This window comes from Vampirovibrio chlorellavorus, assembly GCF_003149375.1.
Classification (GTDB): domain Bacteria; phylum Cyanobacteriota; class Vampirovibrionia; order Vampirovibrionales; family Vampirovibrionaceae; genus Vampirovibrio; species Vampirovibrio chlorellavorus_B.
On sequence record NZ_QFWH01000004.1, the window covers coordinates 63,883 to 77,484 of the forward strand.

Here is a 13,602-nt window from a genome sequence, read left to right on the forward strand (position 1 = left end):
CGGTCGGGTATGCGGTTTCGCTTCCGGGTGAATGAAAAATGGCTGGGCATTGGCTTGACCGTGTTGGGCGTGGCTGGTTTGGCTCTGGGCTTATGGTTGCCCCGCAGGCCCGAAGGGCCTGCTGGATGGTCGCGGTCCGCAGTGCCAGTGGCCGCCGCTTTAGCCGGTGCCCCTGCCTCAGTTGCTGCTGCCACTTCCTCGTCGGGCCATCGCTTGCCCTGTCGGGTGCTGACCGTGTTTGATGGAGACACGCTGGGCTGTGATTTGAACGGTGACGGGCGTTTGCAAAAGCCACGGGAACAGGTGCGTTTGCTGGGCATTGATTCCCCGGAAATGCACTACTCCCGCAAAAACGCTACGTACGGTAGCGAGCATCCAGAAGATGAGCCATTCGCCACCGAGGCCAGCCACTGGTTGACGAAGCAGGCCAGCGGAAAAACGGTGTATCTGGAGTTCGACGCCAGACGGCAAGACAAGTACGAGCGCACCCTGGCCTACGTCTTCGCCACGGCCAAGGCCCAGCAATCGCTGAATCAAAAACTGTTGGAACAAGGCTATGCCACGGTGCTGTTTTTGGGTAAAAACCGGCGCTATCAAGCGGAATTTGAAGCGACAGAGGCGCAAGCCCGCACTGCGCAACGGGGCTTGTGGGCCACGTCCCGCTAGCTCTATAGCTTGCCAACCTTGCCGCAAGCGCTTTCTATTGGTTTGAGCGGCACGCAGTTTTAGAAACGCGTGGGAAGGGCATGCCTCACCTGATTTTAAGGCAGGAGTAGCGATTGCCCCAATTGACCAAACAGCCGGTCTAACAGGTAGAGGGAAAGGCCCACCACGTTGAAGTAGCAGCCGTCCACCCGTTCAATCAGGGTGCTGCCGTAGCCTTGAATGGCGTAGGCCCCGGCTTTGTCCATGGGCTCTCCGGTTTCAATGTAGGCGTGGATTTCCGCATCACTCAGCGGGCGCATGCACACGGTGGTGGTCAGGGCCTCACAAACCATGGGAGGGAGTGTTTCGGCGGGCGGGGTGTTTACTGGCTGGGTATCGGGGCTAAAGATGGCAATGCCGGTATGCACCTGATGGGCGTTGCCTTGTAGGGCTTTCAGCATGCGGAAGGCGTCTTCCTTACTTTTGGGCTTGCCAAAAATTTCACCCTGAATGGCCACCAGCGTATCAGAGCCAATGACATACGACTGATTGTGGTGCTTATACACTTCCTGAGCTTTGGTTCGGGCCAAAAACTTGACCACCTCCGCTGGGGAAAGGTGATCCAGATGAAAGCCCTCTTCATCCACGTTGGGCACGATGACTTCAAAGGCCAGCCCCAACGATTCCAGTAGCTCGCGTCGTCGGGGGGAGCCGGAGGCCAGAATGACCGGGTGGCTGAGGGTAATGCGGTTGTTGGGGGTGGTTTGGGTTTCCAGCATGAGGGGTTTATCCTATGGGCGGGTGCGTCGCGTGGTATCCGGGAATTTCAGGAATCTACCGAAGTTTGGCTGCGGGCCTTCCCCACCCGTTGACCCGGCTGGGGTGTGACATACCGTTTTTCAGCCAATTCTGCCGGCAAAAATACTTGTGGGGTCTCGGGATGATCGTGGGTATACACATACCCCACCCCATGCCCGTAGGCTTGCGCTCCGCTGTAATGGGGGTCCCGAAGGTGGGTGGGCACGGGGTAATTGTGCCCATGGCGGGTGATATCGGCCATGGCGGCGTCAATGGCGCTAATGGCCGCATTGCTTTTGGGTGCGTTGGCCGTGTAAATGGTGGCCATTGCCAAGGGAATGCGCCCTTCCGGCAAGCCCAGCCTTTCCACGGCCTGGGCGGCGGCCACGGCCAACTGGAACGCTTTGGGGTCGGCCAAGCCCACATCCTCACTGGCGGTAATCATTAACCTGCGGGCGATAAAACGGGGATCTTCCCCGCCGGCCAGCATTTTACCCAGCCAGTAAATGGCCGCGTCGGCGTCCCCGCCCCGCATGCTTTTCTGGTAGGCGGAAGCGTGATCGAAATGTTCATCGCCTTGTCGGTCGTAGTTGAGCCGGTTTTGCTGGGCCAGTTGCTCCAGCAGGGTCATTTCAATCAGGCGGGTGTCATCGCCTTTTTCGTCTTTCCAAATGGGAGCGCACTTAAAGGCCGTTTCCAGCAAATTCAGGGCGCTACGGCCGTCGCCGTTGGCATAATCGGCAATAAAGCCCATGGCCTCCAGTGAAATGGTCAGTTTTTGGCGGGTTTTCCCCAGAAAGACCACCCCCCGCTTGATGAGCGTCTTCATATGCTCCCGGTTTAAGGCGTTCAGGCGCACAATCAACACTCGGGATAAAAGGGCCGGAATCACCTGAAAGGAGGGATTCTCCGTGGTGGCCCCCATTAAAATAATGGTGCCGTTTTCCACAAAGGGCAAAATGGCGTCTTGCTGGGTCTTGCTGTAGCGGTGAATTTCATCGATGAATACCACGGTCGCCGCCCCAGAGAGCTTCAGGGTCTCTTCAGCCTGAGCCACCGCTTCCCGCAACTCCTTAATGCCGGAGTTTACCGCGCTGAGTTCGATAAATTCCGCCCCGGAGCCTTTGGCGATGATGCGGGCCAGGGTGGTTTTACCCACACCGGGCAAGCCCCAGAAAATGAGCGAGATAAGCTGCCGGGTTTCAATCAGGTTGCGCAACGGTGTGCCCGTGCCCAGAACCTCTTCCTGCCCCAGGTAGTCATCCAGCGTTTTGGGACGCATCAGTTCGGGTAGGGGCGTCTGCCGATTCTGCTCCGCCAGTATATTCAGGAGGTTATTGCTTTGCATGGTCGCCGCTCAAAAGGGTGTTTGTTGCGTGTTGTGTAGCGAATGGCTTCATTTTAAGCCAAAGACAGGTAAAATAAGAAACATAGAATGAGAAGCAGTCGCTTTTGGTTCCTGAGTTCAGAGCGATTTCAATATATGGAAGAGGCTGGGGCGTTTTTGTCCATTCAGATTTTTCCTTACAAGCTGACACAAGGCGCTTTAGAGGCCCGATTGGCAACCGGCGAGACCGTTTTGCCGGGTCAGTTGTTGCGCTTTGATGAATTGCCCTTTACCTTTGGCGAAGTCAGTGAGGTGCAGGCCCTGCCCGATAGCGTGGCTGGCTTGCCAGAGGGGCACAATGTCAAAATCACGCTCCTGAGAGGGACGCCCTCCTTAAAGCCCACCCGGGTGACGCCTCTGAACTCTCAAGAGATGGTGGCAGAAGTCGTGCAGCTCTTGCCTGCGCCGGAATATCCGGTGGATTTTGGCACCTTTCGCTCCGATTATTTGCGGCTGGGGCCTTTTACGCTGGTGGAGGGGCCTAATTTTCTGTTGAAATACCAGGCCCTGCTGGCCATGATGGAGGCGGTGCGGCCTTATCAAAAAATGCTGATTCTGGACCCGCTGGGGGTATTTGAGTCGGTGGGTGATATTGCCTGCTATCAGGCTGGGGAAACGGTTCGGCTGAGCTTGCAGGAGGTCAGCATCCGGCGCTTTCTGGATGCCTTTGGCTCCATGTTTCCTGAAGGGGTGCGCAAGCCGGTCACCGAGGCGGTGGCCTCCCACTGGCCTGCCAGTGGCGCATTCAGCGGCTTTAGCCCGTTATTGGTCAGCGGCATGATTACCGAATCGTTGCTGAAAAATATTATTTTGCAGAACTGCGCCCATGTCATTCGCAACAAGTTATTCGCCGAGGCGCCGACGCAGGTGCTTGACCTCCGGGTGTTGGCGAAAAATCCTGTGTCCGTGCTGGATTTGTCGTTGCTACAGGAGCCCTGGAAAAGTTTCTTCTATCAGGAGGTTCTGGCGCAGGTGTTTTCAGCGCCGGAACTGGGTCTGACACCGGTTTTGATTTACCCTGAGAATTATCTGCCCGATTTGCCCGACTGGATTCAGCGGGCTGATGAAACCGATCGGCATATGCTGGCCGTGGCCTCCAATTACGGCCCTCCGGCGGCCCGGCAATGGGCCAGCAATCTGGTTAGTGTTCGACCCTCCCAGTTGCCCGCCATTCGGGGGGAGTTGACCTTGGGCTTGCCTGTGGCTTTTGGGGAGGCCAAAGACTGGCTGGAGCCCCTGCCCGTGCCGCAACCGGTATCCGAATCGTCGCCAGTGGCTCCAGTAATAGCCCCGCCCCCTGAGGCTGAAATGGTTCTTGAAGCGCCCCTGGAATCCAGTCTTGAGCGCCTTTCTGAGGCCCCGCCAGTTAGTCTGCCTGAGGTGGAACTCGGTCTGGAGTCGCCTGTGGAGGTGCCCTTGGATTTGCCTTACAAGGGGTCTGCTGCTACGGTGTCTACTCTTGTAACCCCTGACGCCGAGCCGCCATACCCGCCACCGGTGGCGTCGTCTCCATCCAGTCCTTTGCCGATGGTTTCCCCGCCAGAGTTGGCTGAAGTGGTTCCGGTTTCCCCGTTGGCGGCTGAAGCTCACGCTGATTTCCTCGTTGAGCCCCAAGTAGAGGCCTCTTTGGGGCTTTCTCCCGAGGTCTTTTCTGTGGCCTCCCCTGAGTCTCTTCCTGAGTCCTTTCCTGCGCCTGCGATGGAGTCCCTTGAACCGGCCAGTCAGACGACGGCAGGGTTTTCAGAAACCATTGTTTTTTCCACGGAGCTTTCTGGAGAGCCCCCAGAGCCGCTGGTGGGTGGCCTGTTTAATTCCTGGCAACAGGAAGGCCTGTTTGCCCCAGAGTCTCAGCCCATGGAGACCCCGTTTCCATCCAGTCAGTCTCCAGACAGCCCGTTTCCGGTTGAGGGGCACATCCCGGTGGATGCCTCTCCTGCTGACGCTCCAGCGATTCTCTCCAGTGCGTCCGTGCCTCCGCCAGTGACTTCCCCCCCGGCTATGCCAGTGGTCGATTTGTCCGGAACGGTATTGGAGGAAACTCCCGGATTCTTGAGTCTGGAGCAGTTGAATGAGCTGCTGAACGCAACACCGGAGCCAGAGGGTGCGTCCGGGCAGTATTCCCTCGCTGAATCTCCTGAAGACCCGCTGGATTATCCGGATGCGGAGGAGGGGGCGATCCCGGATGCAATGGGAGACGCCTCCAACTTCCCACAGCCGACGCTTGCGATGCAGGCCGATCGCACGGCACAGGCCTCAGTGACGGTTCCTGCGCCCATGGTTCGGGATACGGTTCCCCCGGCCTTCCCGGAGCCGGAGGCCTATGCCCCGGATGAGTTTGATTTTGATCTGAACCTGGACCAGAAAGTGGACCAGTTGCCCGAGTCGGTTTTACCGGTTCAGCCAAGCGCTTCCGGGTCAAGTCTGGGTTCCCGTATCGCTCGAAGCCTGGATCGGTTTGAGGAATCGCCCCCACCTCTGGCGTCGGGCCCGTCCGTTTCGATGACGGAAGCCATTCATCGTCCGCAAGCGCCGGTTGCAGAAGTGGCTCCCGAATCGGCCAGCTTGCCCGTACCAATACCCGAGGCGCAACCCGAGGCGCAAAGTGCTTATCAGCAAGCGATGCAGCAGCAAGCCTTACAAGAGAATCTGGATCTGCTCTATCCCCCTGTGACACCCGCTGAGGTTCAAGCTGAGGCTCAGGTTGAGATTCAAGGCACAGAGACGCTGGCGTTCAGTGCTGAAGCCGACAGGTTCATGGAAAGCAGGGAATTCATTGATGGCTCTGGTGATGGTTCTGGGACAGTGCCGGTTTTGCCGGTGACGCCCAAGGCGGCTGCTTCAGGTGCCGAGCAGGCGCCGGTTGCCGTAACCCCGGTTGAGGCTTCCTCGATGGCAGCCCGCCCCTTTCAGGTGGGGGACAAGGTGCGTCACGCCCAATATGGGTTGGGGATTGTGCAAAAGGTCATTCCGGTGGAGCAGTCCCTGATTTTAAATATTACCTTTGAAGCCGTGGGCAAGCGTTTGCTGGACCCGGCGTTGACCCAGCTGACCCTGGCCTCCAACGCCTAGGGACGCCGCAAACTCGCTGAATGGAACGGGGGCTTGGGATTCTGGATTAAACCGCACGATTGGTGTGTGTCCTGAGCAGAGGGTTTTACGGTGGGTTGGGGCGGCCAAAGGCCCTTGGGACTGTGTTAGAATCTAGAGTTCAGGCCTAAAATTCATGTTTGAATCAGCAGACAGGGTTGCAGTTTAAAAGGCCCGTTCTGGAAACTTGAGTCTCCCTGGCTTTTCCAGCACCCGCCCTGTCCATCGTTATCACCCCTTCAGCCCAATGAAAGGTTCGCCCCCATGCAGGAACCGTCCGTGCAGGAAGCCAGCGCTATCAACTATAAAGAGACTTTAAACTTGCCCCAGACCGCTTTCAAGATGAAAGCCGGTGCCGCCACTCGTGAAGTGGAGATAGAGACGCACTGGGAAGAGGCTAAAGTTTATGAAACCCTGATGGCTAGCCGGAACAAGGCGAACAAGTTTGTGCTGCACGATGGCCCGCCTTACCTCAGCTCCGATAAAATCCACATTGGCACGGCCCTGAACAAGATTTTGAAGGACATTGTGACCCGTTACAAGTCCCAGCAAGGCTTTTATACTCCCTATGTGCCCGGGTACGACGGTCATGGCTTGCCCATTGAAAACGCCGTGGTCAAAAACATCAAGGGCGGCCGTCATGCCATTTCGGAAGTGGAATTGCGCAAGCGCTGCCGGGAATTTGCCCTGGCCAACCTCAAGGGGCAGGAAACCAACTTCAAGCGCTTGGGCGTGTGGGGCCACTGGGAAAAGCCGTACATCACCATCAATGCCGAGTTTGAGGCCACCCAGATCAAGGTGTTCGGCAACCTTTATGAAAAAGGTTTTGTCTACAAAGGCTTAAAGCCGGTCTACTGGTGTCCCACCTGCGAAACCGCCTTGGCGGACGCGGAAGTGGAGTACGGCGATCATGTCAGCCACAGCATTTACGTGAAGTTCCCCGTGAAAAACGTGGAAAATACTCCGCTAGAGGCTCAGTTCAAAACCCTGCTAGCCGATGCCGCTTTGGTCATCTGGACCACTACCCCCTGGACCTTGCCTGCCAACCTGGCTTTGGCCGTTAATCCCGAATTTACTTACCATTTGGTGAAAAGCCGCTGGGGTAAGCTGCTGGTGGCGGAAAAACTGCTGCCCGCCTTTGCCAAAGTCATCATGACCCCGGAAGCGCTGGCTGAGTATGAGTTGATCGGCTCCACCGATGATTTTGAGGCCATTGCCGAGTTTGAAGGCCGGGAGCTGGAAGGCCTGATCACCCGCCATCCCTTTATCGATCGGGAAAGCCCGGTCCTGATGGGCGAGCATGTGACCCTGGATGCCGGTACCGGTATTGTGCATACCGCCCCGGGTCACGGGATGGAAGACTATCTGGTGGTGCAGCAGTACAACCGGGAACAGTTCAAGGATAAGCCCCTGCCCATTTTGTCGCCCCTGGATAACAGCGGTAAATTTACCGAAGAGGCCCTGGTACCGGAGTTGTTGGGCGTGCCCTATCACTTGGGGAATCCCATTGTGCTGGAGATTTTACGGGCGCAGCAGGCCCTGTTGCACGACAGCAAGTTTACCCACAGCTACCCGCATTGCTGGCGTTGCCACAAGCCGGTCATTTACCGGGCCAACGAGCAGTGGTTTATTGATATTGAAAAATTCCGGCCCGACTCGCTGAAGGCCATCGATACCGTTCAGTGGCTGCCGGAACGGGGCCGTAACCGTATTTTTAACATGGTGGAAGGTCGGGGCGATTGGTGTCTCAGTCGTCAACGGGTGTGGGGCGTGCCCATTCCGATTTTCTACTATGAAGACAACCGGGAAGTGTTGATCACCCCGGAAATCATTGCGCATTTGTATGAGCTGTTTAAAGTCCACAGCTCCGATATCTGGTGGGCCCAATCCGCCGAGGAATTGCTGGCCGGTTTCCCAGAGAATCTCAAGGCCCAATACGGCCTGGGTCACCGCAAGCTGGTGAAAGAAATGGACATTATGGACGTGTGGTTTGACAGCGGCATTACCCACACCGCCGTGGTGGATGCCCGCAAGGACGAACTGGGCGAACTGCCGGTGGAATTGTATCTGGAAGGTTCTGATCAGCACCGGGGCTGGTTCCAGTCCTCTTTGCTGACCAGCGTGATGCTGTACGACAAAGCGCCATACAAAAGCGTCCTCACTCACGGCTTTGTGCTGGATGAGGCCGGGCGCAAGATGAGTAAGTCTCTGGGTAACGTGGTGGACCCCAACTCGGTGATTAAAGAGTACGGCGCTGACGTGTTGCGTCTGTGGGTGGCCAGCGTGGACTACACCAACGACGTGCGCATTGGCAAAAACACCTTGCACCAGATGGCGGAAGTCTACAAAAAAGTGCGCAACACGCTGCGCTTTATTCTGGGCAACCTGTACGACTTTGATCCGGCCCAGCACAGCGTGCCTTACGCCCAGTTGTCCATGCTGGATCGCTATACCCTGCACCGATTGCAGCACATTTTGGGTAACATCACCGAAGCCTTTGAGCAGTGGGAGTTCAACCGTTACTGTCACGAGATTCAGTACCTGTGCATGGCCGATTTATCGGCGCTGTACTTCGATGTGACCAAGGACATTTTGTACTGCGACGCCGCCAATGCCCACCGTCGTCGGGCCGTACAAACGGTGTTGTATGCCTTGTTGCAAACCATTCTGCCGGTGCTGGTGCCGGTGACCCCCCACTTGGCCGAGGACATTTGGCTCAGCCTGCCAGATAGCCAGAAAACCAAAGTGGATGGCGTGGCCCCGGTCAGTGCCACTTTGCTGCCCTGGCCGCAGGCTAATGCGCAGTATCTCAATGCCGAACTGGCCCAACAGTTTGAGCAGTTGTTGAGCGTCAAAGAGGCCGTCAATCAGGTATTGGAAGGCCCTCGTTCCGAAGGGCGGATTGGCAAATCGCTGGAGGCCCAGGTGATTTTACTCCCTGAAGCCGAAGCTGTTTCTGGCCTGCTCGGTCAGTTGACGGCCAGTGAGCAGGAAGTGCTATTCAATGTGTCTGCGGTTTCAGTGGCCACAGCCCCGCCGGATGTAACCGTCTTTGACTGGCACACCCAGGTGGCCGCAAATGGGGTGGTCGTTTACGCCATGCCCGCCACCCATGCCAAATGTGTGCGTTGCTGGAAGTCCGATGCGGCAGTGGGCAAGATGCCCGGCCACCCGAACATTTGCGAACGCTGTCATCAGGCAGTTGGCTAGCCTTCTCTTCATTTTTTGGATCAATTTGTTTCAAACATGCGATTCGTGAGGAACATAATTCACGGAACGCATTCCTGTGTAATATGGAAGAGATCCCGTTTTAGGCGTTGGTATTGTTTTTCCATAAAAAAATCGATTTGAAAATGAAGGAGTTTCGATGAATTACAAGAAAATCGTCCCCGCCGTGGCCCTGACGGTGGGCGTTGCCGCCTCTATTACCGCTGCTCAGGCAGAATCCCTGTTTCAGCTTAGCGAAGTTTCCAGCAAGGGGACTTTGATTGCCGAAGCGGAGCATCATTGTGGCGCCAAGGGCGAGAATCACAAAGCCTGTGAACACAAGGATGGCGACAAGCATAAAGACGCTGAGCATCACAAAGATGGCAAGCATCAATGTGGCGCCCACAAAAAGCAGAGCAAAAATTCGGATCGTAAATGCGGGGCCAATAAAAAGCAGGCTAAAGAGGCCGCTCCCCAAAGCGCCAGTGAAAAAAGTCAGGCTGAAAATAGCCAGACCAAGGACGCGGATCATAAATGCGCCGCCGGTGCTTGCGGTTCTGATAAGTAATTAGCAGTCGCTCTTTATGCAAGTGTTGAATTCAGGAGAGGGTAGCGCAGTGCCCAACACGCTGGAGCCAATTGGGGCTTTGACGGGTTTTCAGCAATGCCCCGTGCTGGGCGTTGGCTTGGGATTGCGCAGGCCTCTCCTGGAATCAACCCTGACCGCCACGGATTTGATCGACTGGCTGGAATTTACCCCGGAGAATTACATGGGCCGGGGGGGCAAGGCCATTCGGATGTTACAGCGGGCCCAGGCGCAATTTCGGCTGGTGAGTCACGGGGTCAGTCTTTCCGTGGGTACTGTGGATCCTCTCTCGGAGGGCTATCTGCGTGATCTGGCGGCCCTGTTTGACTGGACCCAACCGGCCTGGTTCAGCGATCATCTGTGCTTTAGCAGCGTGGACGGTCTTTACTTTAACGACCTGATGCCCTTGCCCCGCACCCGGGAAACGGTGCGGCAGGTGGTGTCCCGCATTCATCAGGTGCAGGATGGCATTCAGCGGGTGTTCCTGCTTGAAAATATCTCTCAGTATTTAAATACCCCCTTTGATGAGCTGGCGGACTCCGATTTTATCAGCGATATTGTGACCCGGGCGGGTTGTGGCCTGCTGCTGGATGTGAACAATGTCTATGTCAATTCGGTGAATCACGGTTTTGACCCGCTGACCTTTCTGGAAAATATTCCGCTGGAGCGGGTGGTACAGATTCACGTGGCCGGGCATCATCAGTTTCCGGAAGGCTTGGTGGATACCCACGGCGCGCCGGTCATCGGCCCGGTGTGGGATTTGCTGGAATGGGTCTTGCAACGCAGCCGCCCCTGCGGGGTGATGCTGGAGCGGGACACCCACTTACCCCCGTTTGCGGAACTGGTGCCTGAGTTGAAAAAAATTAGGCAGTTGTGGGAGCAAACTGGTCAGCCTGTCATACGGTCTGGCTCTCAGCTCCCGGCTCAGGCTTCGGCTGAGCCCTCTGTTTCTCTGTCGGCGCCTTCTGCATCGGCGGTTCCTTTTCAGGAGGCGCTGGCGCATGTCCCTGCGTGAGTGGCAAGCGCAGTTGGGAACCGTACTCTTGCGGCCCAATCCAGAAAAGGCGCTCTCCAGTGCCAAGGTGCCCCATACCGGTGCGCTGGCTTTGTATCAGGAACTGCTGTTTAACACGGTGTGCGGCACCGTGGAAAGCATTTACCCTTTCACCCATCAGGTTCTCACTTACAATCAACCGGATGATAGCCAGTGGCAGGGCTGGGTGGACGCTTACCGGCGGGCTTACCCCAACCGTTCCTATAGCCTGATCGGGGCCATCTGCGATTTCCCGGAGTTTCTGGAGAGACAACCGGCCTTGATGGTCGAGTTTCCCTTTATAGCAGATTTGGCCCGTTACGAATGGCTGGAAATGGCCGTATTGAATGACCCTGAACCGGATTTTTCCGCTGACTTAGAGCCGATGGTGCCTGAAATCGCTTTATTTGGTCAGTATCAGCCCGTTTGGAATCCGATCCGGCGCTTGCAGACCTTTTCTTACCAGATACCGACCCTGCTGGATGCCTGGAAGGCCTCGCCCCAATCCGTGCTGGAATCCCCGGCCTTGTTTCAGGGTGAATTGGATGTCCTCATTTACCGAGACTTTCGCACTTTGGACGCCCGATTTTTTGTGGTCAATGCCCTGACTGCCACCCTGCTGCGCCTGAGTGCCAGCGGTGCTTCTTACGAGGCGGGCTTAACGGCCCTGCAAGCGGGAATTCCGGCCCTGTCCCAACTTCCCACGGATGTTTTGAAGGAGCATGCCCGGGGCTTGTTGGAAAATTGCCTGGATCAAGGCATTCTGTGGGGCTCTGTGCCTGTTTCATCCCCAGTTTGATATCGTTAAACCCAGTAAAGCAACAGTAGAAAATCAGTGTTCAGTAATCGTGTTTAGTGTTATGGGAGTGTCAATTCATGTTCAATCGTTTCGGAGTCCGGCTGGTGTCCGCCTTGATGACGGTCGGACTCTGTACCTCGGTCAGTCTGGCCAAGCCGCTACATTTCAAGGTGCATGGCGATAATAAGGATCAGATTTCTTTTAATTCGGATGCCCCGGTGGAGGTCATTACCGGCAATACGCAGGCGGTTCAAGGGGATATCAAGCTGGATGACAGTTTTAAACTGGATGCCAAGCACCCTTTTGCCATTGCCTTTACTGTGGATTTGGCCAGCATTGATACGGGGATTCCTCTGCGGAACGAGCATATGCGGGATAATTTTCTGGAGACCAAGCAGTATCCGCAGGCCAAGTTTGTGACCCAGCGGGTACAATTCCGCCAGAAGCCGGATCTGTCCAAGGCGCAAAGCATTAAGCTGGATGCCATTGGGGATTTAACCGTTCACGGGGTTACCGTGCGCAAGACCATTCCGCTAACGGTGGACTATACCCCGGGTAAGTCAAAACAACCGGCTACGGTGCGGGTACGGGGCAAATTCCCGGTCACGTTGGCCCAACATAAAATCAAGCGACCCGAGGCTATTTTTGTGAAATTGGCTGAAACCGTCTACGTGTCGGTGGATGTTACGGGCAAGGCCATCACTCAGTAAAAATACGTCAGCGATTGGCGCAACAGACTATCTTTGGATTCAACAGGTTCTGTTAATTGGCAGAGCCTGTTGGTTGTCCGATAGCCTCTAAGCGGCTACTTGTGTTCAAGTCAGGGCTCAATCTGTCATTCCCGCGCAGGCGGGAATCCAGGACAAAATTGCACGGTTTTAGCTGGATTAACAGTCAAAAAAATCGACTAGAAGCCGAAGTAGTGACCCAACACAAAGGACACCACGTAGAAAACGCCAGCTGTGTATGCGGTAATCTTGTTCAGGGCCGCTTCAGCGCCTTTTTGGCTGGAGAAAATCTGGGCGGTTCCGCCCATGCCGCCAATGCCATCCCCCTTGGGAGAGTGAATCAGGACCAGCACAATCAGCAATACCGCGGAAATGATTTGGCAGCCTTGTAAAAATATACGAATAAAGGGAATTAAGCTTTCCATGGCCTGAATACTCGTTTCCAATTCATTGGTTATGGATTTCAGTCATTGAACCATATCCCTTTGCGGATGTGAAGGCTTTCTGTACAATACAGGTAACCGAAACGAGGAATCCCCCCGATGCGCAGCCTGGTTTTACGTTTAACCGCCACTGTTACCTTTTTATCGCTGAGTCTGTTGTTTGCCATGGGGCCTGCCTTGCAGTCCGCCTGCGCGGAACCGTATAAAAGCCGCTTAAACAGCTTGCTGCTGCGCAAGAATGAGGTGTACCTGCCCACCCGCTTGCTGTTAGGGCAGGAGGCCCGCTTTGTGGTTAAGGCCCAGTCGGGCAGTTTGATTAAGGTTTTCATTTCCCCTGCCTCCGAAGGCAAGGTCTTATCCAACGATGTGGCGCTGCGGGTGGGCACTGACGCCCAGGAGTTGAGCGGTACGGTGCCCGATACCGGTGTGCTGGAGCTGAAGATGGCAGTGCCTGCCGATCCGGAGCTGGATGGACATCTGGTGTACGTGGACGCTGTGGCTGGCTCGTCGGAAGAGACGCTGGTGCCCATTGACCTGGTAGACCCCACCGGGCGACGCACCGATCAGAACGCCATTCCCATCATGAAGCAGGTGGATGGCGGCAATGGGGCCATGATCATGCCCTCCATGCCGGGTTTATCGCCCCAAGTATTCAACCAGTTGACCACCATGGGCGGTATTTATTCCGGCGGGGACAGCGAAAAGAAAAAACTGCTGGATGATGGCACCATCAACCGGGATCGGGAGATCGACCGGAATCCCTTCATCAACCGTGGCATGCAGCAAGGCATTGGGCGTTAAACCCAGATCTGCGGAGGCTTGAGCTCCTTCGCCCGAGTGTTCCAGGTGAGCCCGCCTACCAAATAGGGTTGTCCCTTTTTTTAAGCTG

At 55.9% G+C, this 13,602-nt stretch carries 11 protein-coding genes; 8 read left to right on the top strand and 3 right to left on the bottom strand.

Annotation, left to right across the window (positions count from 1 at the left end; translation table 11 throughout):
- The first annotated feature begins 9 nt into the window (after nucleotides 1-9).
- A complete protein-coding gene (locus DF283_RS06450) occupies nucleotides 10-666 on the top strand; it encodes a thermonuclease family protein (protein ID WP_303673915.1) in 657 nt (218 codons plus the stop codon).
- 95 nt (nucleotides 667-761) lie between these two features.
- Here DF283_RS06450 and DF283_RS06455 read toward each other — a convergent pair whose 3' ends face one another.
- Nucleotides 762-1,424, bottom strand: a complete 663-nt coding sequence (locus tag DF283_RS06455; RefSeq protein ID WP_303673916.1) for a Maf family protein — start codon at nucleotides 1,422-1,424, stop codon at nucleotides 762-764.
- A gap of 47 nt (nucleotides 1,425-1,471) precedes the next feature.
- Nucleotides 1,472-2,791 (bottom strand): replication-associated recombination protein A, encoded by a 1,320-nt coding sequence (locus DF283_RS06460; protein WP_303673917.1) that lies wholly within the window; start codon nucleotides 2,789-2,791, stop codon nucleotides 1,472-1,474.
- 87 nt (nucleotides 2,792-2,878) lie between these two features.
- Here DF283_RS06460 and DF283_RS06465 point away from each other — a divergent pair, with 87 nt between their 5' ends.
- The 6 genes from DF283_RS06465 to DF283_RS06490 all read left to right on the top strand — a co-directional run bounded on the left by DF283_RS06465 (nucleotide 2,879) and on the right by DF283_RS06490 (nucleotide 12,252).
- On the top strand, nucleotides 2,879-5,899 hold the full coding sequence (locus DF283_RS06465; RefSeq protein ID WP_303673918.1) for a hypothetical protein: 3,021 nt from the start codon (nucleotides 2,879-2,881) through the stop codon (nucleotides 5,897-5,899).
- Between the two features lie 282 nt (nucleotides 5,900-6,181).
- Complete coding sequence (gene ileS, locus DF283_RS06470) at nucleotides 6,182-9,127, top strand: isoleucine--tRNA ligase (protein WP_303673919.1); 2,946 nt, start codon at nucleotides 6,182-6,184, stop codon at nucleotides 9,125-9,127.
- Between the two features lie 157 nt (nucleotides 9,128-9,284).
- The gene (locus DF283_RS06475) at nucleotides 9,285-9,692 is read left to right on the top strand and encodes a hypothetical protein (RefSeq protein WP_303673920.1); all 408 of its coding nucleotides are present in this window, start codon (nucleotides 9,285-9,287) and stop codon (nucleotides 9,690-9,692) included.
- 16 nt (nucleotides 9,693-9,708) lie between these two features.
- Entirely contained in the window at nucleotides 9,709-10,725 is a 1,017-nt protein-coding gene (locus tag DF283_RS06480; RefSeq protein ID WP_303673921.1) for an MbnB/TglH/ChrH family RiPP precursor modification enzyme, read from the top strand.
- Nucleotides 10,712-11,542 (top strand): HvfC/BufC family peptide modification chaperone, encoded by an 831-nt coding sequence (locus tag DF283_RS06485; RefSeq protein WP_303673922.1) that lies wholly within the window; start codon nucleotides 10,712-10,714, stop codon nucleotides 11,540-11,542. Before DF283_RS06480 ends, DF283_RS06485 begins: the two co-directional genes overlap by 14 nt.
- 77 nt (nucleotides 11,543-11,619) lie before the next feature.
- Entirely contained in the window at nucleotides 11,620-12,252 is a 633-nt protein-coding gene (locus DF283_RS06490) for a YceI family protein (protein ID WP_303673923.1), read from the top strand.
- Between the two features lie 197 nt (nucleotides 12,253-12,449).
- Here DF283_RS06490 and secG read toward each other — a convergent pair whose 3' ends face one another.
- Nucleotides 12,450-12,695: a preprotein translocase subunit SecG gene (gene secG / locus DF283_RS06495; RefSeq protein ID WP_303673924.1), complete on the bottom strand. Its 246-nt coding sequence runs from the start codon at nucleotides 12,693-12,695 to the stop codon at nucleotides 12,450-12,452.
- 117 nt (nucleotides 12,696-12,812) lie between these two features.
- On the opposite strand from secG, the gene DF283_RS06500 reads away from it, so the two are divergent.
- On the top strand, nucleotides 12,813-13,514 hold the full coding sequence (locus DF283_RS06500) for a hypothetical protein (protein ID WP_303673925.1): 702 nt from the start codon (nucleotides 12,813-12,815) through the stop codon (nucleotides 13,512-13,514).
- The last annotated feature ends 88 nt before the right edge of the window (nucleotides 13,515-13,602 follow it).

What these genes read in the sequence shown, in the direction of transcription:
- ileS (WP_303673919.1), top strand. Translation starts at nt 6,182, where the DNA reads ATGCAGGAACCGTCCGTGCAGGAAGCCAGCGCTATCAACTATAAAGAG.
- secG (WP_303673924.1), bottom strand. Translation starts at nt 12,695, where the DNA reads ATGGAAAGCTTAATTCCCTTTATTCGTATATTTTTACAAGGCTGCCAA.
- DF283_RS06450 (WP_303673915.1), top strand. Translation starts at nt 10, where the DNA reads ATGCGGTTTCGCTTCCGGGTGAATGAAAAATGGCTGGGCATTGGCTTG.
- DF283_RS06485 (WP_303673922.1), top strand. Translation starts at nt 10,712, where the DNA reads ATGTCCCTGCGTGAGTGGCAAGCGCAGTTGGGAACCGTACTCTTGCGG.
- DF283_RS06490 (WP_303673923.1), top strand. Translation starts at nt 11,620, where the DNA reads ATGTTCAATCGTTTCGGAGTCCGGCTGGTGTCCGCCTTGATGACGGTC.
- DF283_RS06455 (WP_303673916.1), bottom strand. Translation starts at nt 1,424, where the DNA reads ATGCTGGAAACCCAAACCACCCCCAACAACCGCATTACCCTCAGCCAC.
- DF283_RS06465 (WP_303673918.1), top strand. Translation starts at nt 2,879, where the DNA reads ATGAGAAGCAGTCGCTTTTGGTTCCTGAGTTCAGAGCGATTTCAATAT.
- DF283_RS06480 (WP_303673921.1), top strand. Translation starts at nt 9,709, where the DNA reads ATGCAAGTGTTGAATTCAGGAGAGGGTAGCGCAGTGCCCAACACGCTG.
- DF283_RS06500 (WP_303673925.1), top strand. Translation starts at nt 12,813, where the DNA reads ATGCGCAGCCTGGTTTTACGTTTAACCGCCACTGTTACCTTTTTATCG.
- DF283_RS06475 (WP_303673920.1), top strand. Translation starts at nt 9,285, where the DNA reads ATGAATTACAAGAAAATCGTCCCCGCCGTGGCCCTGACGGTGGGCGTT.
- DF283_RS06460 (WP_303673917.1), bottom strand. Translation starts at nt 2,791, where the DNA reads ATGCAAAGCAATAACCTCCTGAATATACTGGCGGAGCAGAATCGGCAG.